The sequence below is a fragment of the Serratia sp. HRI genome (assembly GCF_010119335.3).
In the GTDB taxonomy this organism is placed as follows: domain Bacteria; phylum Pseudomonadota; class Gammaproteobacteria; order Enterobacterales; family Enterobacteriaceae; genus Serratia; species Serratia nevei.
This window is the reverse complement of record NZ_CP083690.1, coordinates 3,844,971-3,869,532: the sequence shown is the minus strand read 5'-3', so window position 1 is coordinate 3,869,532 and position 24,562 is coordinate 3,844,971. Positions and strand designations below refer to the sequence as shown.

35 protein-coding genes are annotated in these 24,562 nt (G+C 58.8%); 13 read left to right on the top strand and 22 right to left on the bottom strand.

The features are described 5' to 3' along the window. Positions 1-7: 7 nt before the first annotated feature. The 6 genes from GF111_RS18525 to GF111_RS18500 form a co-directional block, all read right to left on the bottom strand. Entirely contained in the window at positions 8-247 is a 240-nt protein-coding gene (locus GF111_RS18525; RefSeq protein WP_047730027.1) for a DUF2732 family protein, read from the bottom strand. 78 nt (positions 248-325) lie between these two features. Beyond that, complete coding sequence (locus GF111_RS18520; RefSeq protein WP_047730026.1) at positions 326-775, bottom strand: hypothetical protein; 450 nt, start codon at positions 773-775, stop codon at positions 326-328. A gap of 2 nt (positions 776-777) precedes the next feature. Further along, positions 778-1,197: a hypothetical protein gene (locus GF111_RS18515; RefSeq protein WP_047730025.1), complete on the bottom strand. Its 420-nt coding sequence runs from the start codon at positions 1,195-1,197 to the stop codon at positions 778-780. Between the two features lie 2 nt (positions 1,198-1,199). Next, entirely contained in the window at positions 1,200-1,403 is a 204-nt protein-coding gene (locus tag GF111_RS18510) for a phage filamentation protein Fil family protein (protein ID WP_047730024.1), read from the bottom strand. A 9-nt stretch (positions 1,404-1,412) separates the two neighbouring features. Next, positions 1,413-1,922: a phage regulatory CII family protein gene (locus GF111_RS18505; RefSeq protein ID WP_047730023.1), complete on the bottom strand. Its 510-nt coding sequence runs from the start codon at positions 1,920-1,922 to the stop codon at positions 1,413-1,415. Between the two features lie 32 nt (positions 1,923-1,954). Beyond that, complete coding sequence (locus tag GF111_RS18500; protein ID WP_047730856.1) at positions 1,955-2,215, bottom strand: hypothetical protein; 261 nt, start codon at positions 2,213-2,215, stop codon at positions 1,955-1,957. Positions 2,216-2,371: 156 nt separating this feature from the next. Here GF111_RS18500 and GF111_RS18495 point away from each other — a divergent pair, with 156 nt between their 5' ends. Both GF111_RS18495 and GF111_RS18490 read left to right on the top strand, forming a co-directional pair. Continuing rightward, entirely contained in the window at positions 2,372-2,935 is a 564-nt protein-coding gene (locus GF111_RS18495) for a phage repressor protein CI (protein ID WP_047730022.1), read from the top strand. A 3-nt stretch (positions 2,936-2,938) separates the two neighbouring features. Beyond that, positions 2,939-4,006 carry a site-specific integrase gene (locus GF111_RS18490; RefSeq protein ID WP_047730021.1) on the top strand — a complete coding sequence of 356 codons (1,068 nt, stop codon included), beginning with the start codon at positions 2,939-2,941 and terminating at the stop codon, positions 4,004-4,006. Between the two features lie 446 nt (positions 4,007-4,452). On the opposite strand, the gene GF111_RS18485 is transcribed toward GF111_RS18490, so the two are convergent. The 5 genes from GF111_RS18485 to GF111_RS18465 all read right to left on the bottom strand — a co-directional run bounded on the left by GF111_RS18485 (position 4,453) and on the right by GF111_RS18465 (position 8,519). Beyond that, positions 4,453-4,677, bottom strand: coding sequence for a hypothetical protein (locus GF111_RS18485; protein ID WP_055317294.1), 225 nt, complete (start codon positions 4,675-4,677; stop codon positions 4,453-4,455). After that, positions 4,637-5,284 (bottom strand): hypothetical protein, encoded by a 648-nt coding sequence (locus GF111_RS18480; RefSeq protein ID WP_071845367.1) that lies wholly within the window; start codon positions 5,282-5,284, stop codon positions 4,637-4,639. Before GF111_RS18480 ends, GF111_RS18485 begins: the two co-directional genes overlap by 41 nt. Before the next feature lie 515 nt (positions 5,285-5,799). After that, positions 5,800-7,461: a DUF2534 family protein gene (locus GF111_RS18475; protein ID WP_186766886.1), complete on the bottom strand. Its 1,662-nt coding sequence runs from the start codon at positions 7,459-7,461 to the stop codon at positions 5,800-5,802. 71 nt (positions 7,462-7,532) lie between these two features. Next, positions 7,533-7,949 (bottom strand): DUF2946 domain-containing protein, encoded by a 417-nt coding sequence (locus GF111_RS18470; RefSeq protein WP_217354295.1) that lies wholly within the window; start codon positions 7,947-7,949, stop codon positions 7,533-7,535. 117 nt (positions 7,950-8,066) lie between these two features. Continuing rightward, the gene (locus tag GF111_RS18465) at positions 8,067-8,519 is read right to left on the bottom strand and encodes a GNAT family N-acetyltransferase (protein WP_080479026.1); all 453 of its coding nucleotides are present in this window, start codon (positions 8,517-8,519) and stop codon (positions 8,067-8,069) included. 100 nt (positions 8,520-8,619) lie between these two features. Between GF111_RS18465 and GF111_RS18460 the strand changes: the two genes are divergently transcribed. After that, a complete protein-coding gene (locus tag GF111_RS18460) occupies positions 8,620-9,360 on the top strand; it encodes a bifunctional 2-polyprenyl-6-hydroxyphenol methylase/3-demethylubiquinol 3-O-methyltransferase UbiG (protein ID WP_147190317.1) in 741 nt (246 codons plus the stop codon). Positions 9,361-9,427: 67 nt separating this feature from the next. Here GF111_RS18460 and GF111_RS18455 read toward each other — a convergent pair whose 3' ends face one another. Beyond that, positions 9,428-9,925: a GNAT family N-acetyltransferase gene (locus GF111_RS18455; RefSeq protein WP_055312229.1), complete on the bottom strand. Its 498-nt coding sequence runs from the start codon at positions 9,923-9,925 to the stop codon at positions 9,428-9,430. 85 nt (positions 9,926-10,010) lie between these two features. On the opposite strand from GF111_RS18455, the gene GF111_RS18450 reads away from it, so the two are divergent. Then, positions 10,011-10,937 carry a LysR family transcriptional regulator gene (locus GF111_RS18450; protein WP_147190315.1) on the top strand — a complete coding sequence of 309 codons (927 nt, stop codon included), beginning with the start codon at positions 10,011-10,013 and terminating at the stop codon, positions 10,935-10,937. Here the strand turns inward: GF111_RS18450 and GF111_RS18445 are convergent. Next, positions 10,932-11,447, bottom strand: a complete 516-nt coding sequence (locus GF111_RS18445; protein ID WP_047730015.1) for a DUF1543 domain-containing protein — start codon at positions 11,445-11,447, stop codon at positions 10,932-10,934. The genes GF111_RS18450 and GF111_RS18445 overlap by 6 nt on opposite strands. 120 nt (positions 11,448-11,567) lie before the next feature. Between GF111_RS18445 and GF111_RS18440 the strand changes: the two genes are divergently transcribed. After that, positions 11,568-11,750 carry a YodC family protein gene (locus GF111_RS18440; RefSeq protein WP_061872474.1) on the top strand — a complete coding sequence of 61 codons (183 nt, stop codon included), beginning with the start codon at positions 11,568-11,570 and terminating at the stop codon, positions 11,748-11,750. Between the two features lie 32 nt (positions 11,751-11,782). Here GF111_RS18440 and GF111_RS18435 read toward each other — a convergent pair whose 3' ends face one another. Together GF111_RS18435 and GF111_RS18430 are read right to left on the bottom strand one after the other, a co-directional pair. Then, positions 11,783-12,061, bottom strand: coding sequence for a GNAT family N-acetyltransferase (locus GF111_RS18435; RefSeq protein WP_047730014.1), 279 nt, complete (start codon positions 12,059-12,061; stop codon positions 11,783-11,785). A 1-nt stretch (position 12,062) separates the two neighbouring features. Further along, complete coding sequence (locus tag GF111_RS18430) at positions 12,063-12,293, bottom strand: (4Fe-4S)-binding protein (RefSeq protein WP_038872781.1); 231 nt, start codon at positions 12,291-12,293, stop codon at positions 12,063-12,065. A gap of 192 nt (positions 12,294-12,485) precedes the next feature. Here GF111_RS18430 and GF111_RS18425 point away from each other — a divergent pair, with 192 nt between their 5' ends. Continuing rightward, positions 12,486-12,899: a DoxX family protein gene (locus GF111_RS18425; protein ID WP_016929826.1), complete on the top strand. Its 414-nt coding sequence runs from the start codon at positions 12,486-12,488 to the stop codon at positions 12,897-12,899. A gap of 50 nt (positions 12,900-12,949) precedes the next feature. Here GF111_RS18425 and smrA read toward each other — a convergent pair whose 3' ends face one another. Continuing rightward, positions 12,950-13,522, bottom strand: a complete 573-nt coding sequence (gene smrA / locus GF111_RS18420; RefSeq protein WP_038872783.1) for a DNA endonuclease SmrA — start codon at positions 13,520-13,522, stop codon at positions 12,950-12,952. Between the two features lie 184 nt (positions 13,523-13,706). On the opposite strand from smrA, the gene GF111_RS18415 reads away from it, so the two are divergent. Together GF111_RS18415 and GF111_RS18410 are read left to right on the top strand one after the other, a co-directional pair. Then, the gene (locus tag GF111_RS18415) at positions 13,707-14,042 is read left to right on the top strand and encodes an MbeD/MobD family mobilization/exclusion protein (RefSeq protein WP_004928976.1); all 336 of its coding nucleotides are present in this window, start codon (positions 13,707-13,709) and stop codon (positions 14,040-14,042) included. A 67-nt stretch (positions 14,043-14,109) separates the two neighbouring features. Beyond that, positions 14,110-14,556 carry a DUF1198 family protein gene (locus GF111_RS18410; protein WP_025303978.1) on the top strand — a complete coding sequence of 149 codons (447 nt, stop codon included), beginning with the start codon at positions 14,110-14,112 and terminating at the stop codon, positions 14,554-14,556. Between the two features lie 26 nt (positions 14,557-14,582). Here GF111_RS18410 and GF111_RS18405 read toward each other — a convergent pair whose 3' ends face one another. From GF111_RS18405 to GF111_RS18395, 3 genes are all read right to left on the bottom strand, one after another. Beyond that, the gene (locus GF111_RS18405) at positions 14,583-14,921 is read right to left on the bottom strand and encodes a DUF2002 family protein (protein ID WP_038872785.1); all 339 of its coding nucleotides are present in this window, start codon (positions 14,919-14,921) and stop codon (positions 14,583-14,585) included. Positions 14,922-15,023: 102 nt separating this feature from the next. Further along, complete coding sequence (locus tag GF111_RS18400; RefSeq protein ID WP_038872787.1) at positions 15,024-16,196, bottom strand: MFS transporter; 1,173 nt, start codon at positions 16,194-16,196, stop codon at positions 15,024-15,026. Between the two features lie 94 nt (positions 16,197-16,290). Next, on the bottom strand, positions 16,291-17,271 hold the full coding sequence (locus GF111_RS18395) for an AraC family transcriptional regulator (RefSeq protein ID WP_223294854.1): 981 nt from the start codon (positions 17,269-17,271) through the stop codon (positions 16,291-16,293). Between the two features lie 174 nt (positions 17,272-17,445). Between GF111_RS18395 and GF111_RS18390 the strand changes: the two genes are divergently transcribed. Beyond that, positions 17,446-18,486: a dienelactone hydrolase gene (locus GF111_RS18390; RefSeq protein WP_047730012.1), complete on the top strand. Its 1,041-nt coding sequence runs from the start codon at positions 17,446-17,448 to the stop codon at positions 18,484-18,486. Here GF111_RS18390 and GF111_RS18385 read toward each other — a convergent pair. Further along, the gene (locus GF111_RS18385) at positions 18,446-19,342 is read right to left on the bottom strand and encodes a LysR family transcriptional regulator (RefSeq protein WP_038872792.1); all 897 of its coding nucleotides are present in this window, start codon (positions 19,340-19,342) and stop codon (positions 18,446-18,448) included. The two genes, GF111_RS18390 and GF111_RS18385, sit on opposite strands and share 41 nt — an antisense overlap. Positions 19,343-19,447: 105 nt before the next feature. Here GF111_RS18385 and GF111_RS18380 point away from each other — a divergent pair, with 105 nt between their 5' ends. Then, positions 19,448-20,830, top strand: a complete 1,383-nt coding sequence (locus GF111_RS18380; RefSeq protein WP_038872794.1) for an MFS transporter — start codon at positions 19,448-19,450, stop codon at positions 20,828-20,830. Further along, the gene (locus GF111_RS18375) at positions 20,827-21,207 is read left to right on the top strand and encodes a DUF4440 domain-containing protein (RefSeq protein WP_038872797.1); all 381 of its coding nucleotides are present in this window, start codon (positions 20,827-20,829) and stop codon (positions 21,205-21,207) included. Before GF111_RS18380 ends, GF111_RS18375 begins: the two co-directional genes overlap by 4 nt. Before the next feature lie 195 nt (positions 21,208-21,402). Here the strand turns inward: GF111_RS18375 and asr are convergent, their stop codons facing one another. Then, positions 21,403-21,753 carry an acid resistance repetitive basic protein Asr gene (asr, locus tag GF111_RS18370; protein ID WP_004928953.1) on the bottom strand — a complete coding sequence of 117 codons (351 nt, stop codon included), beginning with the start codon at positions 21,751-21,753 and terminating at the stop codon, positions 21,403-21,405. Between the two features lie 201 nt (positions 21,754-21,954). Between asr and GF111_RS18365 the strand changes: the two genes are divergently transcribed. After that, positions 21,955-22,494 carry a nickel/cobalt transporter gene (locus GF111_RS18365; protein WP_060433883.1) on the top strand — a complete coding sequence of 180 codons (540 nt, stop codon included), beginning with the start codon at positions 21,955-21,957 and terminating at the stop codon, positions 22,492-22,494. A 169-nt stretch (positions 22,495-22,663) separates the two neighbouring features. Then, complete coding sequence (locus GF111_RS18360) at positions 22,664-22,972, top strand: YqjD family protein (protein ID WP_004928950.1); 309 nt, start codon at positions 22,664-22,666, stop codon at positions 22,970-22,972. 61 nt (positions 22,973-23,033) lie between these two features. On the opposite strand, the gene GF111_RS18355 is transcribed toward GF111_RS18360, so the two are convergent. After that, positions 23,034-24,467, bottom strand: coding sequence for a PLP-dependent aminotransferase family protein (locus GF111_RS18355; RefSeq protein WP_147190312.1), 1,434 nt, complete (start codon positions 24,465-24,467; stop codon positions 23,034-23,036). Positions 24,468-24,562 lie beyond the last annotated feature (95 nt).

The following is a 24,562-nucleotide window of genomic DNA, read 5'->3' as shown; positions in this document are numbered from 1 at the left end:
ACGCCGATCAGCAGTACCCAGCACATGAAAGCCCCTCGTTTTTCCATTTCTCAGCGTCCTGGCGCAGCAGATCCACGATCTCAACGGCGGATAACTCTTGGTTGGCCATCGCGGTGGCCATACGGTCTAAGTGGCTGGAAAACTTCACGGCGGCATCCGCCTGGGCTTCGCGGCGCGCCAGGTCGAGCGCATGTTTAAGGGAGGCACGCGCGGCGCGGTTGCTAATGTCTTGGCCGATAGTTGGCATGGTGTTTTCTCCGATTTGGGCAAAAAGAATCCCCCGGCTACCAGGTGGAAGCCGTGGGGCATTTGTGATTAGTGGGTTTTAGTGTCGGCGCTGGCCGGCGGTTGTATCGATAAAGCGTGACGCGCTGCCATCCCGAAAAATCAGCGAGTCAGCAGGGGAAACGTTCGGCGCTGGCAGGCGGTGCAGCTCATAGGTTGCCGACCACCATTGGAGGATCAGCGCGGTAATGCTGCCCTGGCCCAACATCCCCGCCACATAGAAGAGGGCGCGGATAGATGCCAGGGTTTCCGCCTGTTCTTCAGCGGTGCCAGCTTCACGGTATGCGCGGCACCAAAACGCCGCATTGGAGGCAAACCACTGGTAAGGGCTGGTCAAATGCATGGAGTCATTGAAAACAAACGGCTCCAGGGCAACAAGGCCATCAACTTCTTGGCATTTGGCCAGGAAAAAGCGGGCATAGTTCGGCGCTACTCCCCAAGCGGCCAAATCGTCCATAAGCCCCTGCTTTTCAACTGCGATCACTTTCATGTTTACCTTTCCTCTGCCTGGCCTTGCAGGCTTTCTTGTTGCTCTAACATCCTGATAATGTGCGGCGCTGCCACCATTTCCACTTGCTTGCGCACCGGGTGATGCTCCTTCAAATTTCGGCGCGTTCCCTTCCGCTGAAAGTCCGATTCACGCAGAGATCCAAACCCACCAAACACATTCCGCGCCTTTTGGATGCCGGCACGAATCTGCATGATTGCTTGAGGGGGTAGCCGCTCGAACAGCTCGCGCCAAAGGCAATTGCTCAAACTGGCTTTTAACTCCTCCCTCCCTTCCAGCGCCGCAGCGTGGATCACTACGCCGCGCCACTCTGGTGATAGGCCATTCCAAAAGTCGGCGGCCTCTGAATGTTCGGGGCAAACCTGGGCGCGGATTTTGGCCAACCAATAGTTGTTATCCGCCATCGTTACCCCCTCATACCCATCAAGCGGAACCACCAGGGGCGGCGCTTGGCCTGCTTACCTGGTGCAACGGAATCCCCTGAAAACACCACTCGGCTGGCGCATGGCTGCCAGCGCTGGCCGTTCGGCAGCTCAATCCAACCGTGGCCAAAGCTGGCCAGCTGCGGGGCCGGTGATTGTCGTTTCAGGTATTGCGCAAAAGCTTTCATGTAGTTACCTCAGCTCATGCCGAACGCCGGCGCGCAGGTGTTGAACACATCAACAGCAGCGGCCAGCACTGGCGTAGATTGGAAACGCGCTTCTACCGACACGACGATCAGCGACAGATCACGAATTGCCTGGTTGGCACGGTCGAGAATGGCGTTTTTACGGGATTGCGTCATAGGCGCATTGGATGCGGTTTCGCCGGCGATAGCGCCGATCGCCGCAGTGGCGCTTAACGTGTGAGTAGGCAAGCTGTTGGGCTTTGCCTCGTTGGTTGGCACCGCCGGCAAGCAATTAAGTTGCGCCAACAGGCCATCAAGGATTGCCGCGTCGTCAGTGATCGCGGTGAGTGTAACCAGCTGGGAAAGCGTCAGCTCGTGCGGCTGCTCCGGGTTCAGCTTATTGCGCAGCACCTGCGGCGAGACATTCAGCGCCGGGGCCAGCTCCGCTAGATTGTGCTCCAGGGCAAACCGGCGGCAAGCACTATCAAGGTGCTTATGTATGGAGCTTTCAAAATCAAACATGTTCACATCCCCAAAAAGTTCGCAATATGGAACTAATGAACGCCAACAACGTTAATTGAGAAGTTTGAATGCCCAAGAATTTCACGGGCTTGCTGGGCTTTGTACTTTGCGTACTTGATGCGAATGCGCCCGCCAGCTTTCTTTTTACCTGGTGCGATTTTTTGGGGGAGGATCTCCAGCTTGCTTTGCTCTTTCCATTTGTAGACGGTGTGGATCGACATACCTTCCAGCTTGGCGAACTCTTCCGGGTATACCCAATCGCGAGGAATGTTGATTGAAATGGTTGCAGCCATAAGGCAAAATCTCCGGTTTATCTCGTGTTTGTTAGTATCTGTTCGTATCTGTTTGCATTTCTTAGCAGGAAATCGCATTCGCTCGCATTTGAGATCAATCACTTTATATGCACTCAAATGCGAAATGTCAACGATTTTATTCTCAGGTGAGAGCATATGAAAATGGCAACTGATGGCGCGGCCTCCATAGATAGACTGATGGAGGCTTACGGATTTAGGTTTAAAAACGACCTGTGCCGCCACTTCGAAATTTCGTCCAGCACCCTTGCTACCTGGATTAAACGAGATACGTTCCCGGCAGAGTTGATTATTCAATGCGCCCTGGAAACCAATGCATCATTGCAATGGCTGGCAACGGGAAAAGGTCGCATTTTCGAGCACTCTCAAAGTGATATTGCGACACTGAATAGTTACCTTCTCAAAGATGGTTCTTTGAAAAACTCCGGTAGCTTGATGTTTGATAAGGTTTTTCTACCTAACAACCTGAAAGAGCCGTATGTAATCCGCACGGAAAACGAGGCATTTTTTGTTGATAAAGGCTTTACGGATCTGGTTGATGGTCGCTGGCTAGTTGAAGTTGAGGGGAAGCACAACATTAGAGAATTAGCTTTCATCCCAATTAAGAGAGTTAAGGTTATCGGCGGCGGTGTACCTTTTGACTGCGGCATCGATGAGATAAAAATCATTGCGCGGGTGGTCGGTGTATTCAGGAAGGAATGATTCGTGACGATCAGGAAGTTAGCTACCGGCAAGTGGTTGTGTGAGTGTTACCCCAATGGGCGAACAGGCAAAAGGGTACGAAAACAATTTGCCACCAAAGGCGAAGCAGTCGCCTTTGAAAACTTCACGATGGAGGAAGTGGACAACAAGCCTTGGCTTGGCGAAAAAGTAGACCGCCGCCGTCTTTCTGAACTGATAAGCCTTTGGCACTCGCTCTATGGCCAAACATTGGCTGATCCGCGTCGCATGTCTGCCAAACTTAAAATTATCTGCGACGGGCTTGGCGATCCTGTTGCTGGTGAGTTTAGCGCCGCTGATTTCACGTCATATCGGGAAAGGCGGTTAAATGGCCTGGTGAAACTAACAGACGGCACCTTGCTACCAAAGGTAAAGCCCAGAACGGTTAATCTAGAACAAAGCAACCTTTCAGCGGTGTTTGGAACCTTGAAAAAAATGGGGCACTGGCATGCTCCAAATCCATTAGCCGGCCTGCCTGCGTTCAAGATTGCTGAAAGCGAACTTTCGTTCTTAGCCCCAATCGAGATCAAGCGCTTGCTGGACGCCTGCGAGGAATCATTGAACCCTGACCTGATCACAGTTGCGAGAATTTGCCTGGCAACTGGTGCACGCTGGAGCGAAGCCGAGGGATTGAGCGGCCACCAGGTAACCAAATATCGAATCACTTATACGAAAACCAAAGGCAAGAAAAATAGAACCGTTCCAATTTCCCAGGCGCTATATGAAGAAATACCAAAAAAGCGTGGCCGGTTATTCAGCCCATGCCGTAAAGCGTTCGAAAGAGCATTGAAAAGGGCAGGTATTGAATTGCCAGAGGGGCAATGCACCCATGTGTTACGCCATACCTTTGCCAGCCACTTTATGATGAACGGCGGAAACATCCTGGTATTGAGAAATATCCTCGGACATGCCGATATAAAGATGACGATGGTATACGCACATTTCGCTCCAGATCACCTTGAAGATGCCGCAACTAAAAACCCACTGGCCGGCCTTAACTGGCACCCTAAAGGTGGCGGCAAAGTGGCGGCAGAGAATACAAACAGATACTAACCGATACTAATAAATACAAACTAACCATTTGAATAACATAGCAAATCATTGATATCCAACCCCCTGAAATGCCATGTAGTAATTTCGGACGGGGGTTCAAATCCCCCCAGCTCCACCAAATACGTCGCCAGTGAACCAGATAGACCCGGCGATAATAGCGAAAAAGCCCACAACTTCGGTTGCGGGCTTTTTTGTTTTTATCCGAGAACACCCAGTAAAATCCGGAGAAGAAGCGTCCGCTCGAACCTGTGGGGAATTGAATCGGTGGTTAAGAATATGCCTGCCTAATCGGGCTACCAACCCACTAACGACACAGTTTCCCAGGATGCTCCGCACAGAGCCAGTAAAAAAAATAGCCCCCCGAAAGCCTTGAGAATGCAGTAGGTGAAATAATTGGCACAGTGGAATCTTTGTAATGGCGACAAGAAAATTACGTCGCCACTTTGTTATCGCTCCCCACGCAGCCATGCAATCGCCAGGGTGATTAGATAGCCGGCAACGAAGAACCCAACAAAGCCAGCAACCTTCATCACTGCCCCATCAAGTAAGAACAGCGACATGAAAGCAGCAATCGCGCAAACGCCGGTTACTATCGCTTCCAAAGCATGCGAAGCACCTAACCCTATATACTTAGTGAGTTTTCTGGTTAGAGAGGATTTTGCAGAGTTCATTCTGAATACCTTTACAAAGCATAGGGTGGCTGTTAATGAATTGGAGATACGGCTCTAGTTGCTCCTCAACCAAGAAATATGCCATATCTAAATTTAACGCCGACACCTTCCGGTATGTTTGAGGAAACTTAACTTGCATTCGTCGGGATGCTTGGGCTGCCTCTTCGATAAGTCCCTGTAACATTACAAGGTTGAGAGTGAACGAAGCGCCAAAGCGTACAAATTGTTTATACGCTAATGCGGAGGTCGCTTTCCTTAGCATCATGTGAGCCGCAAATTGCGCCAATGCAAATTGGCCCCCAGTTCGTCCACCAAGACGACCGGCACCATAGGCTAGTTTATTATTGATGGACTCTTTGCCGCTAGCGTCTAATTTCTGATAGAAATCAGTGATCACAATAGTAATCAGGCGTCGTAAGGGTTCTTCACTGTTACCCATCGACTTGACCATACGGGCGAAACGTTCTGTTTCTTCTTGGTTTCTAGTCTTAAGGTTGCTACCAGCCAATCCAGCTCCTTGCCAAGTGCGAACGACACCATGATACATCCCGCTCGGAATGGTCGAAATTCCATCCAAAATTCCATGTGCAATTTGCTTTGCGTCCATTCACTTTCCTTAAGCAAAATGTGTCCAGCTCAGAGAATAACCAAACCAGGGAGCGATTACCAATTCACGCATTTTTCAGTTTGGGACTACGCCAAAGTCCCAGGCGTGGCACGGCCCGGGGGGGATGTAGGAAATCAGAACTGAAAAAACTTTCTGAACCAAATTGCGTAGGTAGATGCAGCGCAGTGCCATTTCGATGACAATACATTGAGTTATATAAATTTATATCGCGCTGGCAGCACGCTGCTGCGGTGAACGAATTTATTCGAGTGAGGATTTTCACCGGCCTGAAAAGCGGCTCAGAATGGCGCACTGGCGCCCCGTATGTGGGCTGGTATTCTCTAGTGTTCGCTTTCTTTTCTGTTCAATTTCCACACGGTTATCGCCTTGTCCCTTCGTTGTTCAAACGCCATCGTTCGCTTCCTTTCAGTGGAGATTACCCTTTGGTGAGCTGATACGTGCTTAAGCCCCATTCCCAAATATCCGGCATGCCCGCAGGCATGCCGGACGCTACCTCACCGCCCCTCTTTTTCCCCCAGGAAGAAATACCACAGCGGAATGGAAAGCAGCAGGGTGAACACCAGCGTATACAGCAGCACCATCAGGCTCTGCATGATCACCATCTGTGCGCTCCAGTCACCGATCGGCAGCTGAAACTGTTCGACGGTGCCGCCGAGGATCGCTCGGCCCATCACGCAGCCGACCGCCACCGCCACTGTCGCCACCGCCGCGCGGAACTTGCGCACCTCGGCGCGGCGGGCGGCCGCTTCCGGCGTTTCGTCCCAGTGGCTTTGCCGCTGGCCGCGCCAGCGCCATACGTCCACCAGCAGCAACGCCGCGAGGCTCACGCCCATTACCGGCAGGCAATAACCCAGCGCCGCTGCTACCAGCAGCGTGCCGGCACGCGCCGGCAGGGAAAGCGCCAGCCAGGCGGCGACCAGCGTCTGCACCGGATGCTGCGCCCCCGCCGCCGGGCGGCGGATCCACCACATGCGGTAACCCAACGCGATCATCAAGCACAGCCCAAGGCCGAACGCCGCCAGCAGCAGCTGATTCGGCAAGCCAAAGAGAATGCCCATGTGGGCGTCGATGCCCCAGCGGGTCAGCTTGGCGATGAGCGGGAAGGTGTCGAACCGCACCTGGTCGACGACGGCGAAGCTTTGCGGCGCGATGGCAACCGCGTCCACCTGCGTTGGCCAGCTGCGATCCACTTCGGTTACCGTCCAAGCTTTGCCCTCGCCTTTCGGCTGGCGCAGCTCAACCTTGGCGGCGTCGATCCCGGCGGCGCGCGCAGCGTGTAGCGCCCGATCCCAGTCGCCGTTCAGCGCATTGCTCTGCGCGGCAGGCCCCATCTTCATGCCCGGCATCATCCCGCGGTGCTCGGCGTGCGGATCGGCCGGCGTCTGCGGCGCATCGGCCTGCAGGCTGGTGTTGACCTGCGGCGTCAGCCAGCCCAGGTTGGCCCGCAGCGCGTCGATGTTGCCGCCGGCCCACTGCGACCAGGTCAGCCCGGTGGCCGAGAAGAACAGCAGCCCGGCCAGCAGCGCCACGCCCAGCGTGATATGCCAATGGCGGTTAGCGGCGAAGCCCCCTTTCACCCTGTTCAGCTTGCGCTTCGGCCGCGTCGCCAGCCACAGCGCCACGCCGCCCAGCGCGGCCACCCACAGCCAGGAGGCCGCCAGCTCGCTGTAGTTGCGGCCCAGATCGCCAAGCAGCAGGCTGCTGTGCAGCTTGTCCAGCCAGGTGCGCAGCGGCAGTACGCCGGAGGTGCCGTACACCGTCATATCGCCCTTGATCGCCAGGGTATACGGATCGACAAACAGCGCACGTGACTCGGAAGCGCCCAGATCGGCACTCGCGAACTGTACGCGCGTGGTGTCCATTGCGCCGGGTGCCGGGCGCACGGCGTAAATGCGTGCCTCGTCACCCACCGCACGGCGGGCGGCGGCGATCTGGTCAGCCAGCGATCTCGCCTGCCCGTGCGGTTCGGTGAAAAGCGCATCGCGATACAGCGCCTCTTCAAGCTGCGGCGTCAACACATACAGCGTGCCGGTCAATGCAGCGACCAGAATAAAAGGAGCGACCAGCAGGCCGATATAAAAATGCAGCCGTCTGATCAGGTTCAGCATCGCGCCACGCGGCGATGCGGCAGGTGGAGTTTTGGTTATTGAAGACATGGCCTTTCTCGTTTTTCAAACTGTGCGCGCAGGCAAACCGTCCGCAGCGATACGGACGGCGTTACCCATGATCAAGCAATAGGGAAAAACGGTTGGCCGGGTGGCCCGCGCGGGCTCGGCCGCAGAGTAAGGCGCCGAATGGGCGGAGAAACGATGCGCGGCGCGCAAGGCAGGCGCGCGATGCGCGCCATCAGCCACAGCAGCGGGACGAATGTCCACAGCAGCAGCGGCACGTGGATCAGCAGCTCGCAATAGCCGCAGAAAATCATCTCCGCCGAATCGATGCCGGGGTAACCGGCATGCTCGGCGGCGGGCATCGCCATCGCGTGCATGTCGTGCGGCATGGCGGCTGCCGACTGCGCCATGCCGCCCATCATCGGGTGGTGCATCAGCGATTTCGACACCACCGGCGCAACAAACAGCAACAGCACCGCCATAATGGCGATGCAGGCGGTAAAGCGTTGCTGTAGCTGGCGTGGCACTCTCATCGCGGCGGCGAATTAACCTGGTCGGTGGCGAACAAGCGGCCAGTGTAACCCGCGATGCGCGATGAGGTGAACGAAAAGAAAAGTCAGGTTTGTCTTACGCGCCCCCGGCGAAGGCGATCACAGTACCCGCGAATAGACCCGCGAGGCTTCGCCCCAGGGGTGATACCCGAGCCCGTTATAAACGAAGCCGTTGCGCTCGTAATAGCCTTCCAGATCGGTGCACAGGTGCAGCTGCGGGAAGCCCAGCCGGCGGGTTTCCGCCGCCACATGCTCAATCAGTTTGGCGCCGTAGCCCCGGCCGCGCTGCGCTTCCTCTACGTAGAGCGCACACAGCCAGGGATACAACTCCCCACGGCTGATAAAGTCGTTGGTGATCAGCCCCGCACAGCCGAGGATCCGGTCATTTTCCACCAGCAGGTACCACTGCGGCAGCGGGTTGGCGGCGCCGAGGCTGCGGTTGATGGCGTCTTCATACATCATCAGCGTCTCTGCAGTGGCCCAGTGCCGCTGAAAATACGCAATGGCGCGCGGCGCCAGTTCGGGCACTTGCCGCACCGAAATCATGTCCATCGTCATTCCCGTTATTCATGTTGTCAGCGTAGAATTATGCAGCACTATGCACGGTATGGCAGCAGCATTCCGCCGCCGTCATTCACCACAAGGAGTCATCATGACGCAAAACATCTATGACAATCAGGCCTTTTTCGACGGCTATGCGCAGCTCAGCCGCTCGCAGCACGGCCTGGACGGCGCGCCGGAATGGCCCGCCATTCGCCGCATCCTGCCGGATTTACAGGGCAAAAGCGTGGTCGATCTCGGCTACGGCTACGGCTGGTTTTGCCGCAGCGCGCGCGAACAGGGCGCCGCCGACGTGCTGGGGCTGGACGTCTCGGAAAAAATGCTGGCCAAGGCGCGGGAGATGACCGCCGACGCGGGCATCGAGTACCGTCGGCAGGATTTGGCGCAGCTGCAGCTGCCGCCGGAAAGTTACGATCTGGTCTACAGCTCGCTGACCCTGCACTACCTCGAGGATCTGGCCGCCCTGTTCACCACGGTTTACGCCGCGCTGAAACCCGGCGGGCAGTTCATCTTCACCGCCGAGCACCCGATCTACACCGCCCCGGCGCAGCAGGGCTGGCTGACCGACGGCAACGGGCAGAAATCCTGGCCGGTAAACGGCTACCAACGAGAAGGCCAGCGCGTTTCCAACTGGCTGGCGGAAGGTGTCATCAAGCAGCACCGCACGCTCGGCAGCTATATCAACCCGCTGGCGCAGCAAGGGTTTATCATCCAGCATTTGAACGAATGGGGCCCCAGCGCGCAGCAAATCGCCGCTAATCCGGCGCTGGACGAAGAACAGGAGCGCCCGATGATCTTCATTCTCGCCGCCCGCAAACCCGCATGCTCCTGATCTGAACCACCCGCAGTAAACTATTCACATCACCACAGTTGGGGAGGCTGCCTCCCCCCAACGGCTATTATGCCGGCAGCGCCGCCCCGTGCGCCGCGAAGTGCGTCAACGCCTCGCCCTCCATACGATAGCGCACCCACTCGCCCTGCGGCTGCGCGCCGATGCTGAGGTAGAAATCGATGGCCGGTTGGTTCCAGTCCAGCACGCTCCACTCCAGGCGGCCGCACTGCCGTTCGCACGCCAGCTGGGCGATGTGCCGCAGCAGCTTTTTACCGGCGCCCGCGCCGCGATGCTTCGGCGCCACGTACAGGTCTTCCAGATAGATGCCGTTTTTACCCAGCCAGGTGGAGTAACTCATAAAGAACACCGCATAACCCGCCGGCTCGCCGTTCACCGTACAAATCAGCGCTTCGGAACAGGCGCCCGGCCCAAACAGGCTGCGTTCGATATCTTCCACGCTGGCCAGCACCTGCTCGCGCGCCTTTTCGTACACCGCCAGCTCGATAATCATATCCAGAATCAGTTTGGCGTCGCTTTTTTGCGCCGGGTAAATCTCAATGTTCATGGCAAATCCTGAGTGTGTTGATGACTGTGCTTGCCAGCATATCGCGCCTCAAATACTGTATGAACTGCATTTTCATCAACAGGTAATGAATATCATGCATCTGGATTTGAAGCGTCTCGATCTCAACCTGCTGCTGGTGTTCGAAGCGGTCTATCGGCTGCGATCGGTGACGCGCGCCGCGGCGGAGCTGGCCATAAGCGCGTCGGCGCTGAGCCACGCGCTGATCCGGCTGCGCAAGGCGCTGGCGGACGAGCTGTTCTACCGGGTCGGCAACGACATGCACCCGACGGTGTATGCCGACAGCCTGGCCCCGACCGTCAGCGAAAGTCTGGCGCTGCTGGCCAAAGGGCTGCATCCGCGCCCGCGTTTCGTTCCCGCCGAAAGCCGGGAGAGCTTCACCTTCGCCATTACCGATTACACCGCCTTCGCGGTGTTTCCCGCGCTGATGGCGCAAATGCAGCGCCTGGCGCCCAGGCTGTCGTTCCAGCTGCGCTATTCCGAGCGCAAGGTGGCATTGAACGATCTGTTGGCGGGGCGCATCGACTTCGCGCTGGGCTTTACCGAAACCGACGGCGAAAGCTACCCGGAGATCGATGAGGTGAGCTGGCTGGAGGATGAGTATGTGGCGATTTGTTCACCCGCCTTCAGCGTAAAATACGGCGAACTGACGCTGGAAAACTATCTGCGGGCGCGCCATCTGGTGGTGACGCCGTGGAACGAACAGCGCGGCGTCATTGACTACCAGCTCGATAAGCTGGGGCTGCAGCGCGATATCGCCATCCGCACGCCTTCGCTGTTGGGAGCGCCGTTCATCGTCGCCGACAGCGAACTGGTGATGAGCATGCCGCGCTACGCCGCGCAAAAATTGCGGCAGGCAGCGGCGCTGGATATTCACCCCCTGCCGTTTCCGGTGCCGCCGTATCAGATCAAAATCTACCTGCACCGCAAGAACGGCCGGCCGGAGGCCTGTCGCTGGTTGCGGCAACAGCTGCAGACGCTGGCGGCGTTATAGCGCGGGTTCGCCGATCGGCAGATACCCCTGCCACAGCGGCCGGGCCGGTTTGCCGTGCGGGTTGGCCCTAAGATGCACGTGGTAACCCTGCAGCGCCTGCAGCAGCAGGCAGTCGTCCACCTCGGTCAGGTCATCCTTGTGCTGCTGTGCGCTGTCCGTCAGCAGCACCCGTTTGGCTTTGTCCTTCGCCTCGTCGGCGGAACGCGCCACAAACAGGCCGAACTGGTGCAATTCCGCCAGCTCATCGCTGCGGTAGCCGCCCACGTTGACGAAAAACAGCTTCTCTTCACCGGCGAACGGCGCAGGCTCCAGGCTCACGTCGTAACCGTCCGCCCAGTCGATGCGCGCATAGCCGTCGACATGCACCTTGCGCTTATCACCGAACCACTTTTCACGCAGCAGCGGATACGCCTCTTCCGGTCGATCCGCCGCCGCGAACTGTACGTCGTGCAGCTCAATATTGGCGCCCGGCGCCGTACCGCCCACATAAAACATCAATAATCCCGGCATGTTATTCTGCTCTCCTTGGTGATAATCGCTATATAAAATAATACATAACGAGACTCATGCCAACGGCAGCGCCATTCTGTGTTATCAATAGGTGAGGTTTAATCTGTTGTGGAGGAACGCATGGCATTCAATATCGGTGATTTTGTTCAACGCACCACCGGCGGCCCAAAGATGACCGTGGTGGCGATCGACGGCGAAACCCTGGTTTGCAGCTGGAATGAACTGGGCACAGAGCAGCGCACAGAGGTGCAGGCCAGCGATGTGGCGCTGTACCACGAAGACGGCGATTTCGGCGTCTGCTGAATAACCGGGGCGCACCGCGCCCCGTTATCGCCTCAGGCGCGAATGTCCTGATAGGCCGGCGTGGTATCAAACTCATGCTTGGCGAACGGGCACAGCGGAATGATTTTACGCTGCTCCGCGCGCATCTTCTCTACCACCAGCGCCACCAGCTTTTTGCCGACGCCCTGCCCCTTCAATGACTCATCCACCCAGGTGTGATCGATAATGGTCAGCTTGTCGCCGCTCGGCACGAAAGAGATCTCGGCGATCAGCTTGCCCTGCTCGTCATTGATATAAAAACGCTTGTCGTCTGCCAGTATTTTATGTTCCATATTATTTCTCCCTATATTTAAGTGCGCCGCTGGGGCAGGTGTCGATAACGCGTTTCACCTCCGCCGTATCGGCATTGTCCGGCATAATCCACGGGCGGCGGTTCAGGGTAAAAATAGCCGCGTTGCCACGCACGCAGTTGGCGGAATGGCGGCATATCGCGCTGTTAAAATAAACGTCAATCTTGTCGCCGGAATAACGGCGGTAACCGGCGGCGGTCAATTCCTCATCCATTTTGGCCTCACATTGCCTGTTTTATTGTTTTTGCTCCAGGCTCAAGTATAGGCAATACCGCCGGCTTCACCACGCGTCTCACCCAACGAAAAAAGTGGCGCAACCGCCCGTCGCCGCTAGAAAAAAACGTAAATTGTTCTAATCTTTATTCAGTAAGACAACATCATTCCGACAGTGGCTAAGGAGTTCGAAATGGGTGATAGCTCAAAAGACGGCGTAATTCTGCTGTCCCGCATATTACTGATGGTTCTGTTTATCATTTTCGGCTGGATGAAACTGGTCAACTTCGGTGCGACCGTCACGGCAATGGAAGGCTACGGCACGCCGATGCCTTATTTAGCGGCGATCGTTGCCGTGGTGGTGGAGTTTATTTTCGGCATCGCGCTTATTCTCGGTCTGTTTACTCGCCCTATCGCGGTCATTTTCGCCCTGTATGTGTTGGGCACCGCGTTTATCGGCCATCCGTTCTGGAAAATGACCGGCATGGAAATGATGGGCAACGAAATCAACTTCTTTAAAAACATCAGCATCATTGGCGGATTGCTGTTGCTGGCGGTAACCGGCGCCGGCCGTTATTCGCTGGACTATAAAATATTTAATAAATAATTCATCGATGGCCGGCGATATTCGCCGGCCATTTTATTTCGGCTATCCCTTCAACGGCTGCGCTTGGCGTGGCGCTCAAAGTTTTCCGCCTTGGCCTGCGCCGATTTACGCAGCGTGACATAGCAGGCACCCTCGCCGCCGTCGCGCGGTAAGGCGCGGCAAAACGCCTGTACCTGTTCAAACTGCGCCAGCCATTTGGCGACGTAACTGCGCACGATATTCGGATGGCTTTCGTTCTGCCGCCCGCGGCCGTGCACGATCAGCAGCGAACGCAGGTTTTGCGCCTCCGCCTGCACGATAAAGCGAAACAGCGCCTGCCGGCTGGCTTCGACCGACTGACGCAGCAGGTTCAGCGACGCCTGCGGCGGATAACGCCCGTTACGCAGCTTGTCCAACACGCCCTGTTGAATGCCTTCCCCTTTGAACTCCAGCGGCTGTTCGCAGGGGATCACCTCGAGAAAATCGGTGCTGAGGAAGTTTTCCTGCATCAGCCGCTGCGCTTCGCGCCGCGCGCTTTTGTCCACCGCCTCCTGCGGCTTGAGGTACAGCGTCTGCCGTCCGCTCGCCAGCGGCACCACGTCCGCCATCGCCTGTTCAAAAAAGTCTTTTTCCTGCTCGCTCATCTTCCACCTCTCTTGAACGGCAGCCTTTACGGCCGGGAATGGGGTCGATTGTAAGACGCCTTGCCACGGTTGCAAGCCGGGAATTGTCAGCGGCATTTGTCTCATTCGTCGTCAACGGGTGAGCTTGCGAACAGTTTTCGCTATACTGCTAAGCCATCATTGAGTGCCGCAAAGGATCGAGCCCATGACAATGCGCGAGCTGGAAATCCAGTTTCAAAATGCGATGAATGAGTTGCAGAGCAGCTTCGAACGGCAACACCGCGAATGGCAGCAGAGCTACCAGGCGCTGCAGCAACTGCTGGAAGAAGCCAAACAGCGCGAAGCCGCGCTGCGGGCGCAGAATGAACAACTGGCGCGCAAGCTGAGCACCGCCAGCTCGGTACCGGAACAGCATGCGCTGGTGAAGCAGATCAAAATGCTCGGCGCTCATCTGGACGCGCTGGCCAAAGACGCGGCCACTTTCAATCACCACCTGCGCCAACAGAGCGCGGTCGGTAATTTCAGCGGCGAACAGCATTGATAGCGGGCGCTGTCGCACAGCGCCTCCCGCCCCTCTTCTGGCGTATTGAGAGTGTAATAAAGCCTAAATGACCTGGATCATCCTCGCCGCCCTGATCGTCGTATTCATTATCGGTTACCGCATCCTGACGTCCGACACCCGCAAAGCCATCGATTCGCTGGCCCATCTGCTGAGGGTCAAACCGATGCTGATCGAATCGATGATCCAGGAAATGGGCGGCCGCCAAAGCCAGACCTTTATCCGTATGCTGAACAACGGCTACACCGAAGAGATGCACCAGGCGGCTTATCTGCTGTTCATCTACCTGACGTTCATCAAACAGGCGGACGACGAACAGATTGCCCTGTGGCGCGACGTGCTGCTGCGCGCCGGGCTGTCGCCGGAGCTGCACGCCGAGCACACCGAAGCGGCGCTGTTTTACTTCGCCGAGCTGGATATCGATGCGTTTGAACTGGCGCAGTTCCGTCGCGCCTACAACGAGCGTTTCAACCGCGAAGCGTTGGCCCACGGCTGATCGCGTCCCCCAAGGCGGGGGACCGATTACAGGAACATGCTGAAGAGGTAGCGCGACAGCGCTTCGCGCGAGCTGAAGCCGTGTGCGATGCCGTAACGCAGGTTCGGGGCGTCGCCGCTTAAATCCAGGGGAAATTCCAGATACTGCTCGCTGGTGCGCACCGGGGAGGTTGGCGTGGCGAAATGCACGCTTCTCTCTTTCAACGCCGGGTGGATCACCAACGCGGTTCTGCCCATCCGCGCTTCGCGATTCACATACACGTAGTGCGCACCCTTGCGGTAGCCATAGGCCTGATCGGTGACATAATCACGCTCAAAGCCGGTATTCTCCAACACTTTAGCCACTTCATCCGGCCGTAAATACATCGATTCCTCCTCTCATTCTGGACCGCTGAGCGACCTTACCGTAATCATTCACCGAAACAATGATTTTCTGGGGAGGAATCCGGGTTTCGGACTATTCCTGAATCAGCGCCGGCTGCGCTGCAGCAGGCGCAGAGTGAGCAACACCCCGAGCGCCACCAGCAGCGCCGCCGCCAGATAGATCGACCGCACGCCCGCTTGCCCAATCAGCAGCCCGGCCAGCGGGCCGGTGATGCCCAGCGCCAGGTCGAGGAACGCCGAATAGGTGCCGAGCGCCGTGCCCTGATTCTGCGGCGGCACCTGTTTCACCGCCTCGACGCCCAGCGCCGGGAACACCAGCGAGAAACCGGCGCCGGCCAGCAACGCGCCGGTTTGCACCATCCAGGGCTCACCGGCCTGCCAGATCAACAGCAGCCCGACGATCTCGACCAGAAACGACGCCAGCGTCACCTTCAGACCGCCGTGGCGGTTGATGACATTGCTGAAGATCAGGCGGATGCCGACGAAGGCGCAGCTGAACAGCGTCAGCGAAAACGCCGCGCCGCTCCAACCTTTGTCGGCATAGTAAAGCGTGATGAACGTGGCGATCACGCCGAAGCCGACGGTGCCCATCGCCAGCCCGAGACCATAGGCCCAAATGCGACCGAACACCGCGCGAAAGGCGATGCGCTGCCCGGCGGCGATCGAAACGTCCGGCTTGCCGCTCGCCAACAGCAGCGCCACCGCGACCGCCAGTACGATCAGCCCCGCCACCCCGGCCAACCCCCACTGCTGATTCAGGTACACGCCGAGCGGCGCCCCGGCCGCCATCGCCCCGTAAGTGGCAACGCCGTTCCAGGAAATCACCCGCGCGGTGTGCATCGCTCCGACCCGGCCGATACCCCACAGCGTGGAACCGGTGCTGGCGAAGCTTTCGCCGACGCCGAGAAACACCCTCCCCACGCACAGCAACAGCAGGCTGAGCCACGGGTAATCGTCAACGCCGAACGCCAGCGCGTAAAACAGGCCGCTGGCACCGCAGCACGCCAGGCCGAACAGCACCACCTTCTTCGGCCCCAGCTGATCGGCATAGCGCCCGGCGTGTGGGCGGCTGAACAGCGTGGCGAAGTACTGCGCGCTGATGATAAGGCCCGCCAGCACCGAGTTGTAACCCAGATGGTCATGCACAAATCCCGGCAGCACCGCCAGCGGCAGGCCGATGGTCAGGTAGCAGACGAAGGTGAACATCACCACGGACAGAATGCGTCGGTTCAGCTGGAGGTTATTTTCTGCGGTCATCGAAGGTGGCTCGCATCGGACGGGGTAGACAGAGATTGCCAGCATACCCCGATGGGATCTGATGATAAATGAGAGAGTTATAACGAATTATTATTTAACTAAGTCTTTGCTGCCTGCGCCATTCGCTGGGATTGGCACCATATACGCGCAAGAATTCGCGGTTAAAATTCGACTTGGTGGTAAATCCCGACTCATGCATGATTTCGGTTATCGGGCGGTCGCCGACAAGCAGCCTTCGCGCCGCCTCACCGATGCGCAATTGGTTCACGTATTGCGAGACATTCATCCCGGCATGCTGATTGATGGCCTGCGACACCCGGCGCGCCGGCAATCCACTTTTGCGCGCCAACAGCGCCAAATTCAGCTCCGGTTGCAAATAAAGATCGTCTTTCAGCAATCGCTGTTGCACCTGAACAAACCAGTGGTGGATCTGGTCATCATTCACTGCGACGACTTTAACAGGCTCCGGCGTTTCCTCGACCGGTTGCTCCGCCGGCCGGGTGCGGGACAAGACCTGGTACACGCCCAACGTAAGCAGCAGAGTGTCGACCGTCACCAACAGGCCGGCATGTCGCCCGCCAAACCAGGCAAAATCGAGGGTAATGATCAGCTCCGCTATCGCGACGGTGAACAATAAAATGGCTAACCCACGCCACAGACGGCAGCAGAGCCAGCTTTCCGCCAACGCCACCTGCTTCAAACTATTCTCACCGCCGCGCAGTGCACACCACAAGGCCACACCGTAACCCGCATCGGCGGCAATAATCAACGCATCCAACCAAACTGGCGCATACCAGCTGGCCAACAGCGTCAGGCATAAGGGCGCAAAATGCCAGACATCGGCAAGCCGCAATCGCCCCTGCGTGCTCACCCGGAAGGCCAGCCAGACCAGCACCGGGATCATGACGGCGCCAATTGGCTGCAACCGATTGAACTGCGTTAAGTCGTAACCGTAACGCAACCCCACCAGCAGGCTTTGCCATGCGCACAGCAGCAGTAACAGCTGGAAAACCCAACGCCGGGCGCTGGGCCGGCCAAGGCGAAGCAACAGCCCGCAGCACAGCAGGCTGAACAAAAAGGTAACGGGAATGAGCGGCATTCATTACGCCTTATCCAAAGAGACGAAGCGGAAAAGTGTATGGCGTGAAGTCTGTTAAAACAATAATTTAACGACCTTAATCGCGATCGAGGTCGCGGAGAGGCACAGCCGATGTCACCTTTGCGCTTTTGTCGTAATGAGGATGTGAAGATGAAAAAGTTACTGTCTCTGTGGCTGCTGTTGTGCACGACGGCCAGCGCATCGCCTTATCAGATCGCCATTCATGATGAAGCGTTTTCCCGGGATTCGCGCACGCTCGCCAGCCGTATTTATTATCCCACCGAGGCCGAAGGCCCACGACAAAACGTCGGTGCCAATCCGGTATTCACCGGTATTGCCGGCCAAATTGACGCACCACCGGCCAAGGGCACCTTTCCCTTGGTGGTGTTCAGTCACGGCAGCGGAGGGAACAATACCAGCCAGGCCTGGCTGGCGGCAGCGCTGGTTAGCCAGGGCGTGGTGGTGATTGCCGCCAACTCACCCGGCAGTACCACCGGCGACTCAGTCCCGGCGCAGTCCATCAATCTTTGGCGGCAAACCGAAGATATCTCCGCGCTGATTGACGCGATCGGCGCCTCCCCTCGCTGGGCTGCTCTCGTCAACCCTCACGTCATCGGCGTTGTCGGCCACTCCAAGGGCGGTTACAGCGCCATCGCGGCCATCGGCGGCAGAGTCAGACTGGCAGATTTCATCGCCGGTTGTCGGCAACGGCCGCAGTCACCCAATTGCCGGTTCTATACCCAGGCCAGGGTTGACCTGACGCAGGTCACCGCCGATCGGTTCGATGCCGATTATACCGACCCGCGCATCCGCTTTGCCGTCGCCCTCGATCCCGGCATGGTGCCCTATCTGCGGCCGGAGAGTTTGCATCACCTAAACGCACCCTTGTTGATTATCGAACCGCAAAACTATCTGCCAAGCGAGAAAGGCTCGCGTTTGGGTGGGGCGTCGCTGGCAGCTAACGGCGCTGAACAGCCTATCCGCGCACAGCGATTAACCCGCGGCAATCATTTCGATTTCTTACCCATTTGCCAACCCAACGGCCGCAAAATTTTGGCCTCTGAAGAACAGGAAGCAGAGGTACTATGCGCAACCACGCCTGCCCAACGTGCATGGGTACATCAGCAAACGGTGGCGGCAATATTGCCGTTCATTCGCCCCTGGCTACCCGCGCGCGCAGAAAATCGATAAACGCCCGCACCTTTTCCGGCACATGGCGGGTGTTCGGGTAGAGCGCATAGATGCTCTGCTCGGGGAAACGGTGATCCGGCAGCAACCGCTGCAGCCGGCCGGCGTCGATTTCGGGCTGTGCCAGCCACGCCGGCAGCAGCGCCACCCCGGTGCCATGCAGGGCGAACGCCAGCAATGCCGCGGCGCTGTCACCGGTGAGCGTGGCAGCATCCGCGACCTTGAACAGCACCGCTTCGCGCTGCGGCGTGGCCACCAGCCAGCTGAGCGGTGAACTGAGCCGGCTGTGGGCGATCCACTGCGCCTGCGCCAGATCCGTCAGCGAATGAATCGGCCGGTCGGCCAGATAACCCGGCGCCGCCACCGGAAAAATGGCGAAGCTGTCGATCAACGCCGCGCGGTGGCTGGAATCCGCCAGCTGGCCCAGGCGGATCGCCACGTCAAAGCGCTCCGAGATCAGATCGGCATGATAAGAAGAAGAGACATGCTGGATGCGCAGCCGCGGATGCTGCCGCGAAAAAGCCGCCAGCGCCGGCACCACCACCTGCGCGCCGTACTCCGGCGTGCTGGTGATGCGCAGCACGCCGCTCAGCCCGTGATGATCGCGGCGCACGTCGTCCAGCACGTTTTCCGCCTCCTGCAGCAGCTGCAGGCTGCGCTGGTAAAAGCGTTCGCCGGCGTCGGTCAGCGACAGCCGCCGGGTGCTGCGCGCCAGCAGTGACACCCCCAGCTCATTCTCCAGCTGTTTGACGTTAAAACTCACCACCGCCTTGGTTTGCCCCAGCGCCGCCGCCGCCGCGGTAAAGCTGCCCGCTTCCACCACCGCCGCGAAGATCGCCAGGCGCTGCAAATTCAGCATTTCGCCGCCCTTATTGTCAAAATAATTTTGACAGTGTAATCGCCCGCCGCCGATTTATCCGCACTTTTCCCCCCGATACACTGCTCGCCTTCAACCGGAGGCACCATGTCTTATCGCAGCAAAGTGGCAATCGTCTATCTGCTCGGCTTTTTCGTCGATCTGATCAATATGTTTATCGCCAACGTCGCCTACCCCGCCATCGGCCAGGCGATGCGGGCGTCGGTCAGCCAACTGGCGTGGGTTAGCAACGGCTATATTCTCGGCCTGACGCTGGTGATCCCCCTCAGCGCCTGGCTAGCGCAGCGCATCGGCGGGCGGCGGGTGTTCCTGCTGTCGCTGGCGCTGTTCATGCTGGCGACCCTCGGCGCGGGCAACGCCGACAGCATCGGCGCGCTGATCGGCTGGCGCACCCTGCAGGGCATGGGCGGCGGCTTGCTGATCCCCATCGGCCAAACGCTGACCTACCAGCTGTACCGCAGCCATGAACGCGCCGGGCTGTCGGCGGCCATCATGCTGGTGGGGCTGCTGGCGCCGGCGCTGTCACCGGCGCTGGGTGGCTGGCTCGTCGATCGGCTGGACTGGCGCTGGGTCTTTTTCGCCAACCTGCCGCTTGCGGCCGTGGCCCTGGCGCTGGCGGCCCTGTGGCTGCGCGCGGAAACGTCGACGGCGATGCGTAAACCGCTCGACGGCAAAGGACTGCTGAGCGCCTGCGCAGGGTTGACGCTGCTGCTGCTCGGCCTGACCCGGCTGAGCGAGGCCGGTCATCAGGCTTCCGGCGCGGCGCTGCTGGCCGCCGGCCTGCTGGTGCTGGCGTACTATCTGCGCCATAGCCTGTGCACCCCGCAGCCGCTGCTGAACCTGCGGCTGGTCGGCGATCCGCTGCTGCGCAACGCCATGGCGGTTTACTTGTGCATTCCCGGCCTGTTCATCGGCGTCAGCCTGGTGGCGATGCTGTATCTGCAAAACCAGCTGGGGATGGCCGCCGCCCAGGTCGGCGGCCTGATGCTGCCCTGGGCGCTGGCGTCGTTCCTGGCCATCACGCTGACCGGCAAAACCTTTAATCGCCTCGGCCCGCGGCCGCTGCTGATCGCCGGCTGCCTGTTGCAAGGCGCCGGCATGCTGACGCTGGCGCAGATCGATCAGGCCGGGCAGCACGCATTGCAGATCGCCGCCTTCGCACTGATGGGATTTGGCGGCAGCCTGTGCAGCAGCACCGCACAGAGCAGCGCGTTCCTGCAGATCCCCGACGCTCAGCTGGCGGACGCCAGCGCGCTGTGGAACATCAACCGCCAGATCAGTTTTTGCCTCGGCGTGGCGCTGCTCAGCCTGCTGCTGAATCTGCTGCTGACCGGGCTGCCGCCCGCGGCGGCCTACCGCACCTGCTTCATTCTGGCGGGCGCCAGCGTATTTATCCCGCTGCTGCTGTGCCTGCGCCTCGCCAACCGCGCCATCGTGCGCCAACTCAACGCTCAACAGGATGCTTTATGAACCCGTACTTTACCGAAGTGATCGACGCCCACATCGCCATTGAACGCTGGCTGGGCAAAGGGGCTGGCGAGGAACAAGCGCTGCTGGCGCGCTTTACGCCGGATTTCAGCATGATCGCGCTGAACGGCGCTCCGCTGGATTTTGCCGCGCTGTGCGCCTTTTTCCGCGCGCATCGCGCCGCCAAACCGGGATTGGAAATCGAGATAGAAGAGATGAAGCTGGTGGCCGAATGGCCGACGGGCGCGGTAGTCAGCTACCGGGAAAAACAGAGCCTGCCGGGGCAAAGCGCCACGCTGCGCTATTCCACGGTGGTCTTTGAACGTCAGCCCAACGTACTCGTCTGGCGGCATTTGCACGAAACCGCCGCAGCGCAATAATTACAGAAAGCTGCCGGCCAAAAACAGTTCCCAACCGACGATCACCCCGCACAGGGTTACCGCACTGAAAATGACTTCAAACAGATAGCGATTGATCATCGTTCGTCGCCTCAAAAGAAGACACCCGGAAGAACCGGGTGTCTGGAGTACGGGCTGGAGAGTGCGGAACCTTTCGGTTCCGCAAACATCACTTAATTAAGCTTTTTTACCGGCTTTTTTGTGGTGTTTTTTAGCGGCCTGAGCTTTCTGCACTGGCGCTTTTTTGTGGTGTTTTTTAGCAGCCTGGGCTTTCTGAGCTGGCGCTTTTTTGTGGTGCTTTTTAGCGGCCTGAGCTTTCTGGGCTGGCGCTTTTTTGTGGTGCTTAGCTTTCTTGTGGTGCGTTGCTTTAGCTGGCGCTTTTTCAGCAGCAGCCGCTGGCGCAGCGGTAGTGGTGGTCGCAGCTGGCGCGGTGGTGGTAGCCGGAGCAGTAGCTGCAGTATCAGCAGCGAAAGCAACAGAAGACAGACCCATAGTGGCAGCAACGATCAGCGCTAATACTTTTTTCATCTTTAAATCCTCAGAGTGTTGTTTCGGTAAGCTCCGGTGGAGCCGTTGAAACAGATACTAGTGGAATCAAACGGCCGTTTCCGTGAGTGATTGGTTTCGCCGAGTAACCAAATGTACAACGTTTGTGAACGGCGCTTGTGAACCGAATCGGCAGATATATGCTGAAGGAATCCCCCCCTCGGCACAGGGTTCACTCACGCGATGAAAACTGCCTCGCTGAAGTACATGCCAGGCCGCCTCACCGGTCTGGCACTCGCCGGTCTGTTGCTGGCGCTGCTCTATCTGTTCGTGCGTCACTGGGCGGACTTCGTGCAGTATTGCATTACCTTCCAGATTTACATGCACCGCTATCTGGTGCTCTATCTGCTGCAGCAGCGCAACCAGCAATACAGCGGCGGGCTGATGCTGACGCTGGCCAGTTTCGCTTACGGCTTCCTGCACTCCATCGGCCCCGGCCACGGCAAGTTCGTCATCACCACTTATCTGGCCACCCACCGCGAACGGCTGAACGCCAGCCGGGCGATCACCCTGCTGGGCAGCCTGATGCAAGGCGTGGTCGCCATTGTGTTCGTGGTGGTGCTGGCGGTGGCGCTCAACCTGTCGATGGGCGATCTCAGCCTCAGCCGTTACTGGGTGGAAAAAGGCAGCGCGGTCTTCATCGCCGCCTTCGGCCTGATGGTGATCCTGCGCGCCGGCGGCTGGCGCTGGCGCCGCGCATCGCCGTGCTGCTCGGCGGCGTGATCCTGTTCGCGCTGGTGTTGTTCAATTCGGTGATCCCGGTCAGCGCCAACGGCGATTTTATCGCCGCCGGCTGCTAACGCCGGTGAAATCATCGTTTTTTTGCGTGATCGACCACACAAATCTCGGCATGGTCTACACTTAAAAGACATGTGTCGAAATGGAGAGCTGAATGTTTAAGAAAGCGGAAAGAACAGAACGCGATATCGATCAGGACGTCACTCTGTTGGCCGATACGCTGGATGAAGTGTTGCGTGAGTCCGGTGACAAGACCAAAGAGGAACTGAAAGAGCTGCACAGTAAGGCGAAAGGCGTACTGCGCGACGCCCGGGCGCGGTTCAATGGCTCTACCAGTCTGACACAGCATGCGCGCGACGCGGTCGATCAAGCCGACAGCTATGTGCGTGACAAACCTTGGCAGGGCGTAGGGATCGGTGCCGCCGTCGGCATCGTGCTCGGCGTGCTGCTGGCCCGGCGTTAACACCCCTGCAGTCATAAAGATAAAACAGATGTGCGTCTGGCCCGCGGAAATCGCGGGCCGTTTAATTTAGACGTTTGAACAGCTGCGCCAGCCCCTGCACCGCCCGCTCCGTCTCCTCTTGCCGAGTGAAATTGGCGAACCCCAGCAGTAACCCCTGCCCCGCCGGATGGTCGATTCGCCAGTCCGACAACGCCTGCGCCGCCAACCCCTGTTGCCAGGCTTGCGCCGCCAACGGCGTATCCGCCACCCCGTCACGCAGCCGGGCCAACAGTTGAATGCCGCCCTGTTGCGGCACCGCTGTCAGCCACGTCCCCAGTTGCCGTTCCAGCGCCTGCGTCAGCCACTCGCGCCGCTGGCGGTACAGCGGCCGCATGCGTTTCAGGTGGCGGTAGAAATGTCCTTGCCGGATAAAATCCGCCACGCCGACCTGCAGCAGCGGCGGACAGCCGCAGCCACGTAGCCGGCTGCTGCGTGCAAAGGCCTCCGTCAGGCCGGCGGGCACCACCAGGTAAGCCATGCGCAGCGCCGGGAACAGCGTTTTGCTGAAGGTGCCGGCGTACAACACCCTCCCCTGAACATCGAGGCTTTTCAGCGGCGGCAATGGCCGCCCGTGATAGCGAAACTCGCTGTCGTAGTCATCTTCCAGGATCCAGGCTTCGCGCTGCTGCGCCCAGTCGAGCAGCGCCATGCGTCGCGCCAGGCTGAGCGTGACGCCGAGCGGGCTTTGATGGGTCGGCGTCACCACCGCCAGCCGCGCCTCAGGCGCCGTCAGCATACCGGCGGCCACGTCCATGCCTTGTTCATCCACCGGCACGGCGACCGGCCTGACACCGGCGGCCCGCAGCAGCGGGCGCGTAACCGGATAGCCGGGATCTTCGATCCATACCGCGTCGCCGGCGTGCAACAGCGTCTCCACCACCCAGTCCAACAGCGCCGGATAGCCAGCGCAGAGGAAAACCTGCTCCGGCCTGCAGCTGATACCGCGCGACAAATGCAGATAATGGGCGATCGCCTCACGCAGCTCTGGCAGGCCGCCGGCCGGCGGCAGCGCCAGGGAAGCCACCGTGGAACCGCGCAGCTGGCGGGCGACAATGCGCTGCCACAGCGCCCTTGGAAACGCGTCCAGCGCCGGCACGCCCAGCTGGAAGGGCTGCAGCATGCCCTGCGGCTGCAGCGGATCGGGCGCCATCGCCGCTAACGGCGGCGCAGCAGATACCGCACCCGGCGGCACGTGCGGCAGCTGCGGCGAGACATAGGTGCCCGCCTGCCCACGGCTCTGCAAGAAACCTTCGGCGATCAGCTGCGCGTAGGCGCTTTCCACCGTGGCGCGCGCCACGCCCAGATCGCTCGCCAACCCGCGCACCGAAGGTAACCGGCTGCCCGCCGCCAGGCTGCCCTGGGCGATGGCGTCTTTAATCCGCAGGTAAATCTGCCGGTACAGCGGTTCCGCAAGCCGGTTGTCCAGCCGCAGTGAGGTCAGGAAAGATGGCATCATGGCCCGGTTAAATAATCATTTTATGGCCCTATAGCATAGACCATAAGGCCGCTAAAGTAGCGCCATGATTTCGTTACTACCGATTGAGGTTGACC

Bases quoted from the DNA above. Each gene is read 5' to 3' on its own strand.
- GF111_RS18430 (WP_038872781.1), bottom strand. From the start codon at position 12,293: ATGGATGAGGAATTGACCGCCGCCGGTTACCGCCGTTATTCCGGCGAC.
- GF111_RS18380 (WP_038872794.1), top strand. From the start codon at position 19,448: ATGTCTTATCGCAGCAAAGTGGCAATCGTCTATCTGCTCGGCTTTTTC.
- GF111_RS18405 (WP_038872785.1), bottom strand. From the start codon at position 14,921: ATGTATTTACGGCCGGATGAAGTGGCTAAAGTGTTGGAGAATACCGGC.
- GF111_RS18515 (WP_047730025.1), bottom strand. From the start codon at position 1,197: ATGGCGGATAACAACTATTGGTTGGCCAAAATCCGCGCCCAGGTTTGC.
- GF111_RS18425 (WP_016929826.1), top strand. From the start codon at position 12,486: ATGGGTGATAGCTCAAAAGACGGCGTAATTCTGCTGTCCCGCATATTA.
- smrA (WP_038872783.1), bottom strand. From the start codon at position 13,522: ATGAGCGAGCAGGAAAAAGACTTTTTTGAACAGGCGATGGCGGACGTG.
- GF111_RS18410 (WP_025303978.1), top strand. From the start codon at position 14,110: ATGACCTGGATCATCCTCGCCGCCCTGATCGTCGTATTCATTATCGGT.
- GF111_RS18450 (WP_147190315.1), top strand. From the start codon at position 10,011: ATGAATATCATGCATCTGGATTTGAAGCGTCTCGATCTCAACCTGCTG.
- GF111_RS18390 (WP_047730012.1), top strand. From the start codon at position 17,446: ATGAAAAAGTTACTGTCTCTGTGGCTGCTGTTGTGCACGACGGCCAGC.
- GF111_RS18465 (WP_080479026.1), bottom strand. From the start codon at position 8,519: ATGGACATGATTTCGGTGCGGCAAGTGCCCGAACTGGCGCCGCGCGCC.
- GF111_RS18485 (WP_055317294.1), bottom strand. From the start codon at position 4,677: ATGAACTCTGCAAAATCCTCTCTAACCAGAAAACTCACTAAGTATATA.
- GF111_RS18510 (WP_047730024.1), bottom strand. From the start codon at position 1,403: ATGAAAGCTTTTGCGCAATACCTGAAACGACAATCACCGGCCCCGCAG.
- GF111_RS18480 (WP_071845367.1), bottom strand. From the start codon at position 5,284: ATGGACGCAAAGCAAATTGCACATGGAATTTTGGATGGAATTTCGACC.
- GF111_RS18500 (WP_047730856.1), bottom strand. From the start codon at position 2,215: ATGGCTGCAACCATTTCAATCAACATTCCTCGCGATTGGGTATACCCG.
- GF111_RS18365 (WP_060433883.1), top strand. From the start codon at position 21,955: ATGAAAACTGCCTCGCTGAAGTACATGCCAGGCCGCCTCACCGGTCTG.
- GF111_RS18435 (WP_047730014.1), bottom strand. From the start codon at position 12,061: ATGGAACATAAAATACTGGCAGACGACAAGCGTTTTTATATCAATGAC.
- GF111_RS18460 (WP_147190317.1), top strand. From the start codon at position 8,620: ATGACGCAAAACATCTATGACAATCAGGCCTTTTTCGACGGCTATGCG.
- GF111_RS18385 (WP_038872792.1), bottom strand. From the start codon at position 19,342: ATGCTGAATTTGCAGCGCCTGGCGATCTTCGCGGCGGTGGTGGAAGCG.
- GF111_RS18440 (WP_061872474.1), top strand. From the start codon at position 11,568: ATGGCATTCAATATCGGTGATTTTGTTCAACGCACCACCGGCGGCCCA.
- GF111_RS18525 (WP_047730027.1), bottom strand. From the start codon at position 247: ATGCCAACTATCGGCCAAGACATTAGCAACCGCGCCGCGCGTGCCTCC.
- GF111_RS18470 (WP_217354295.1), bottom strand. From the start codon at position 7,949: ATGAGAGTGCCACGCCAGCTACAGCAACGCTTTACCGCCTGCATCGCC.
- GF111_RS18495 (WP_047730022.1), top strand. From the start codon at position 2,372: ATGAAAATGGCAACTGATGGCGCGGCCTCCATAGATAGACTGATGGAG.
- asr (WP_004928953.1), bottom strand. From the start codon at position 21,753: ATGAAAAAAGTATTAGCGCTGATCGTTGCTGCCACTATGGGTCTGTCT.
- GF111_RS18355 (WP_147190312.1), bottom strand. From the start codon at position 24,467: ATGATGCCATCTTTCCTGACCTCACTGCGGCTGGACAACCGGCTTGCG.
- GF111_RS18445 (WP_047730015.1), bottom strand. From the start codon at position 11,447: ATGCCGGGATTATTGATGTTTTATGTGGGCGGTACGGCGCCGGGCGCC.
- GF111_RS18400 (WP_038872787.1), bottom strand. From the start codon at position 16,196: ATGACCGCAGAAAATAACCTCCAGCTGAACCGACGCATTCTGTCCGTG.
- GF111_RS18360 (WP_004928950.1), top strand. From the start codon at position 22,664: ATGTTTAAGAAAGCGGAAAGAACAGAACGCGATATCGATCAGGACGTC.
- GF111_RS18415 (WP_004928976.1), top strand. From the start codon at position 13,707: ATGACAATGCGCGAGCTGGAAATCCAGTTTCAAAATGCGATGAATGAG.
- GF111_RS18520 (WP_047730026.1), bottom strand. From the start codon at position 775: ATGAAAGTGATCGCAGTTGAAAAGCAGGGGCTTATGGACGATTTGGCC.
- GF111_RS18375 (WP_038872797.1), top strand. From the start codon at position 20,827: ATGAACCCGTACTTTACCGAAGTGATCGACGCCCACATCGCCATTGAA.
- GF111_RS18455 (WP_055312229.1), bottom strand. From the start codon at position 9,925: ATGAACATTGAGATTTACCCGGCGCAAAAAAGCGACGCCAAACTGATT.
- GF111_RS18475 (WP_186766886.1), bottom strand. From the start codon at position 7,461: ATGTCTTCAATAACCAAAACTCCACCTGCCGCATCGCCGCGTGGCGCG.
- GF111_RS18505 (WP_047730023.1), bottom strand. From the start codon at position 1,922: ATGTTTGATTTTGAAAGCTCCATACATAAGCACCTTGATAGTGCTTGC.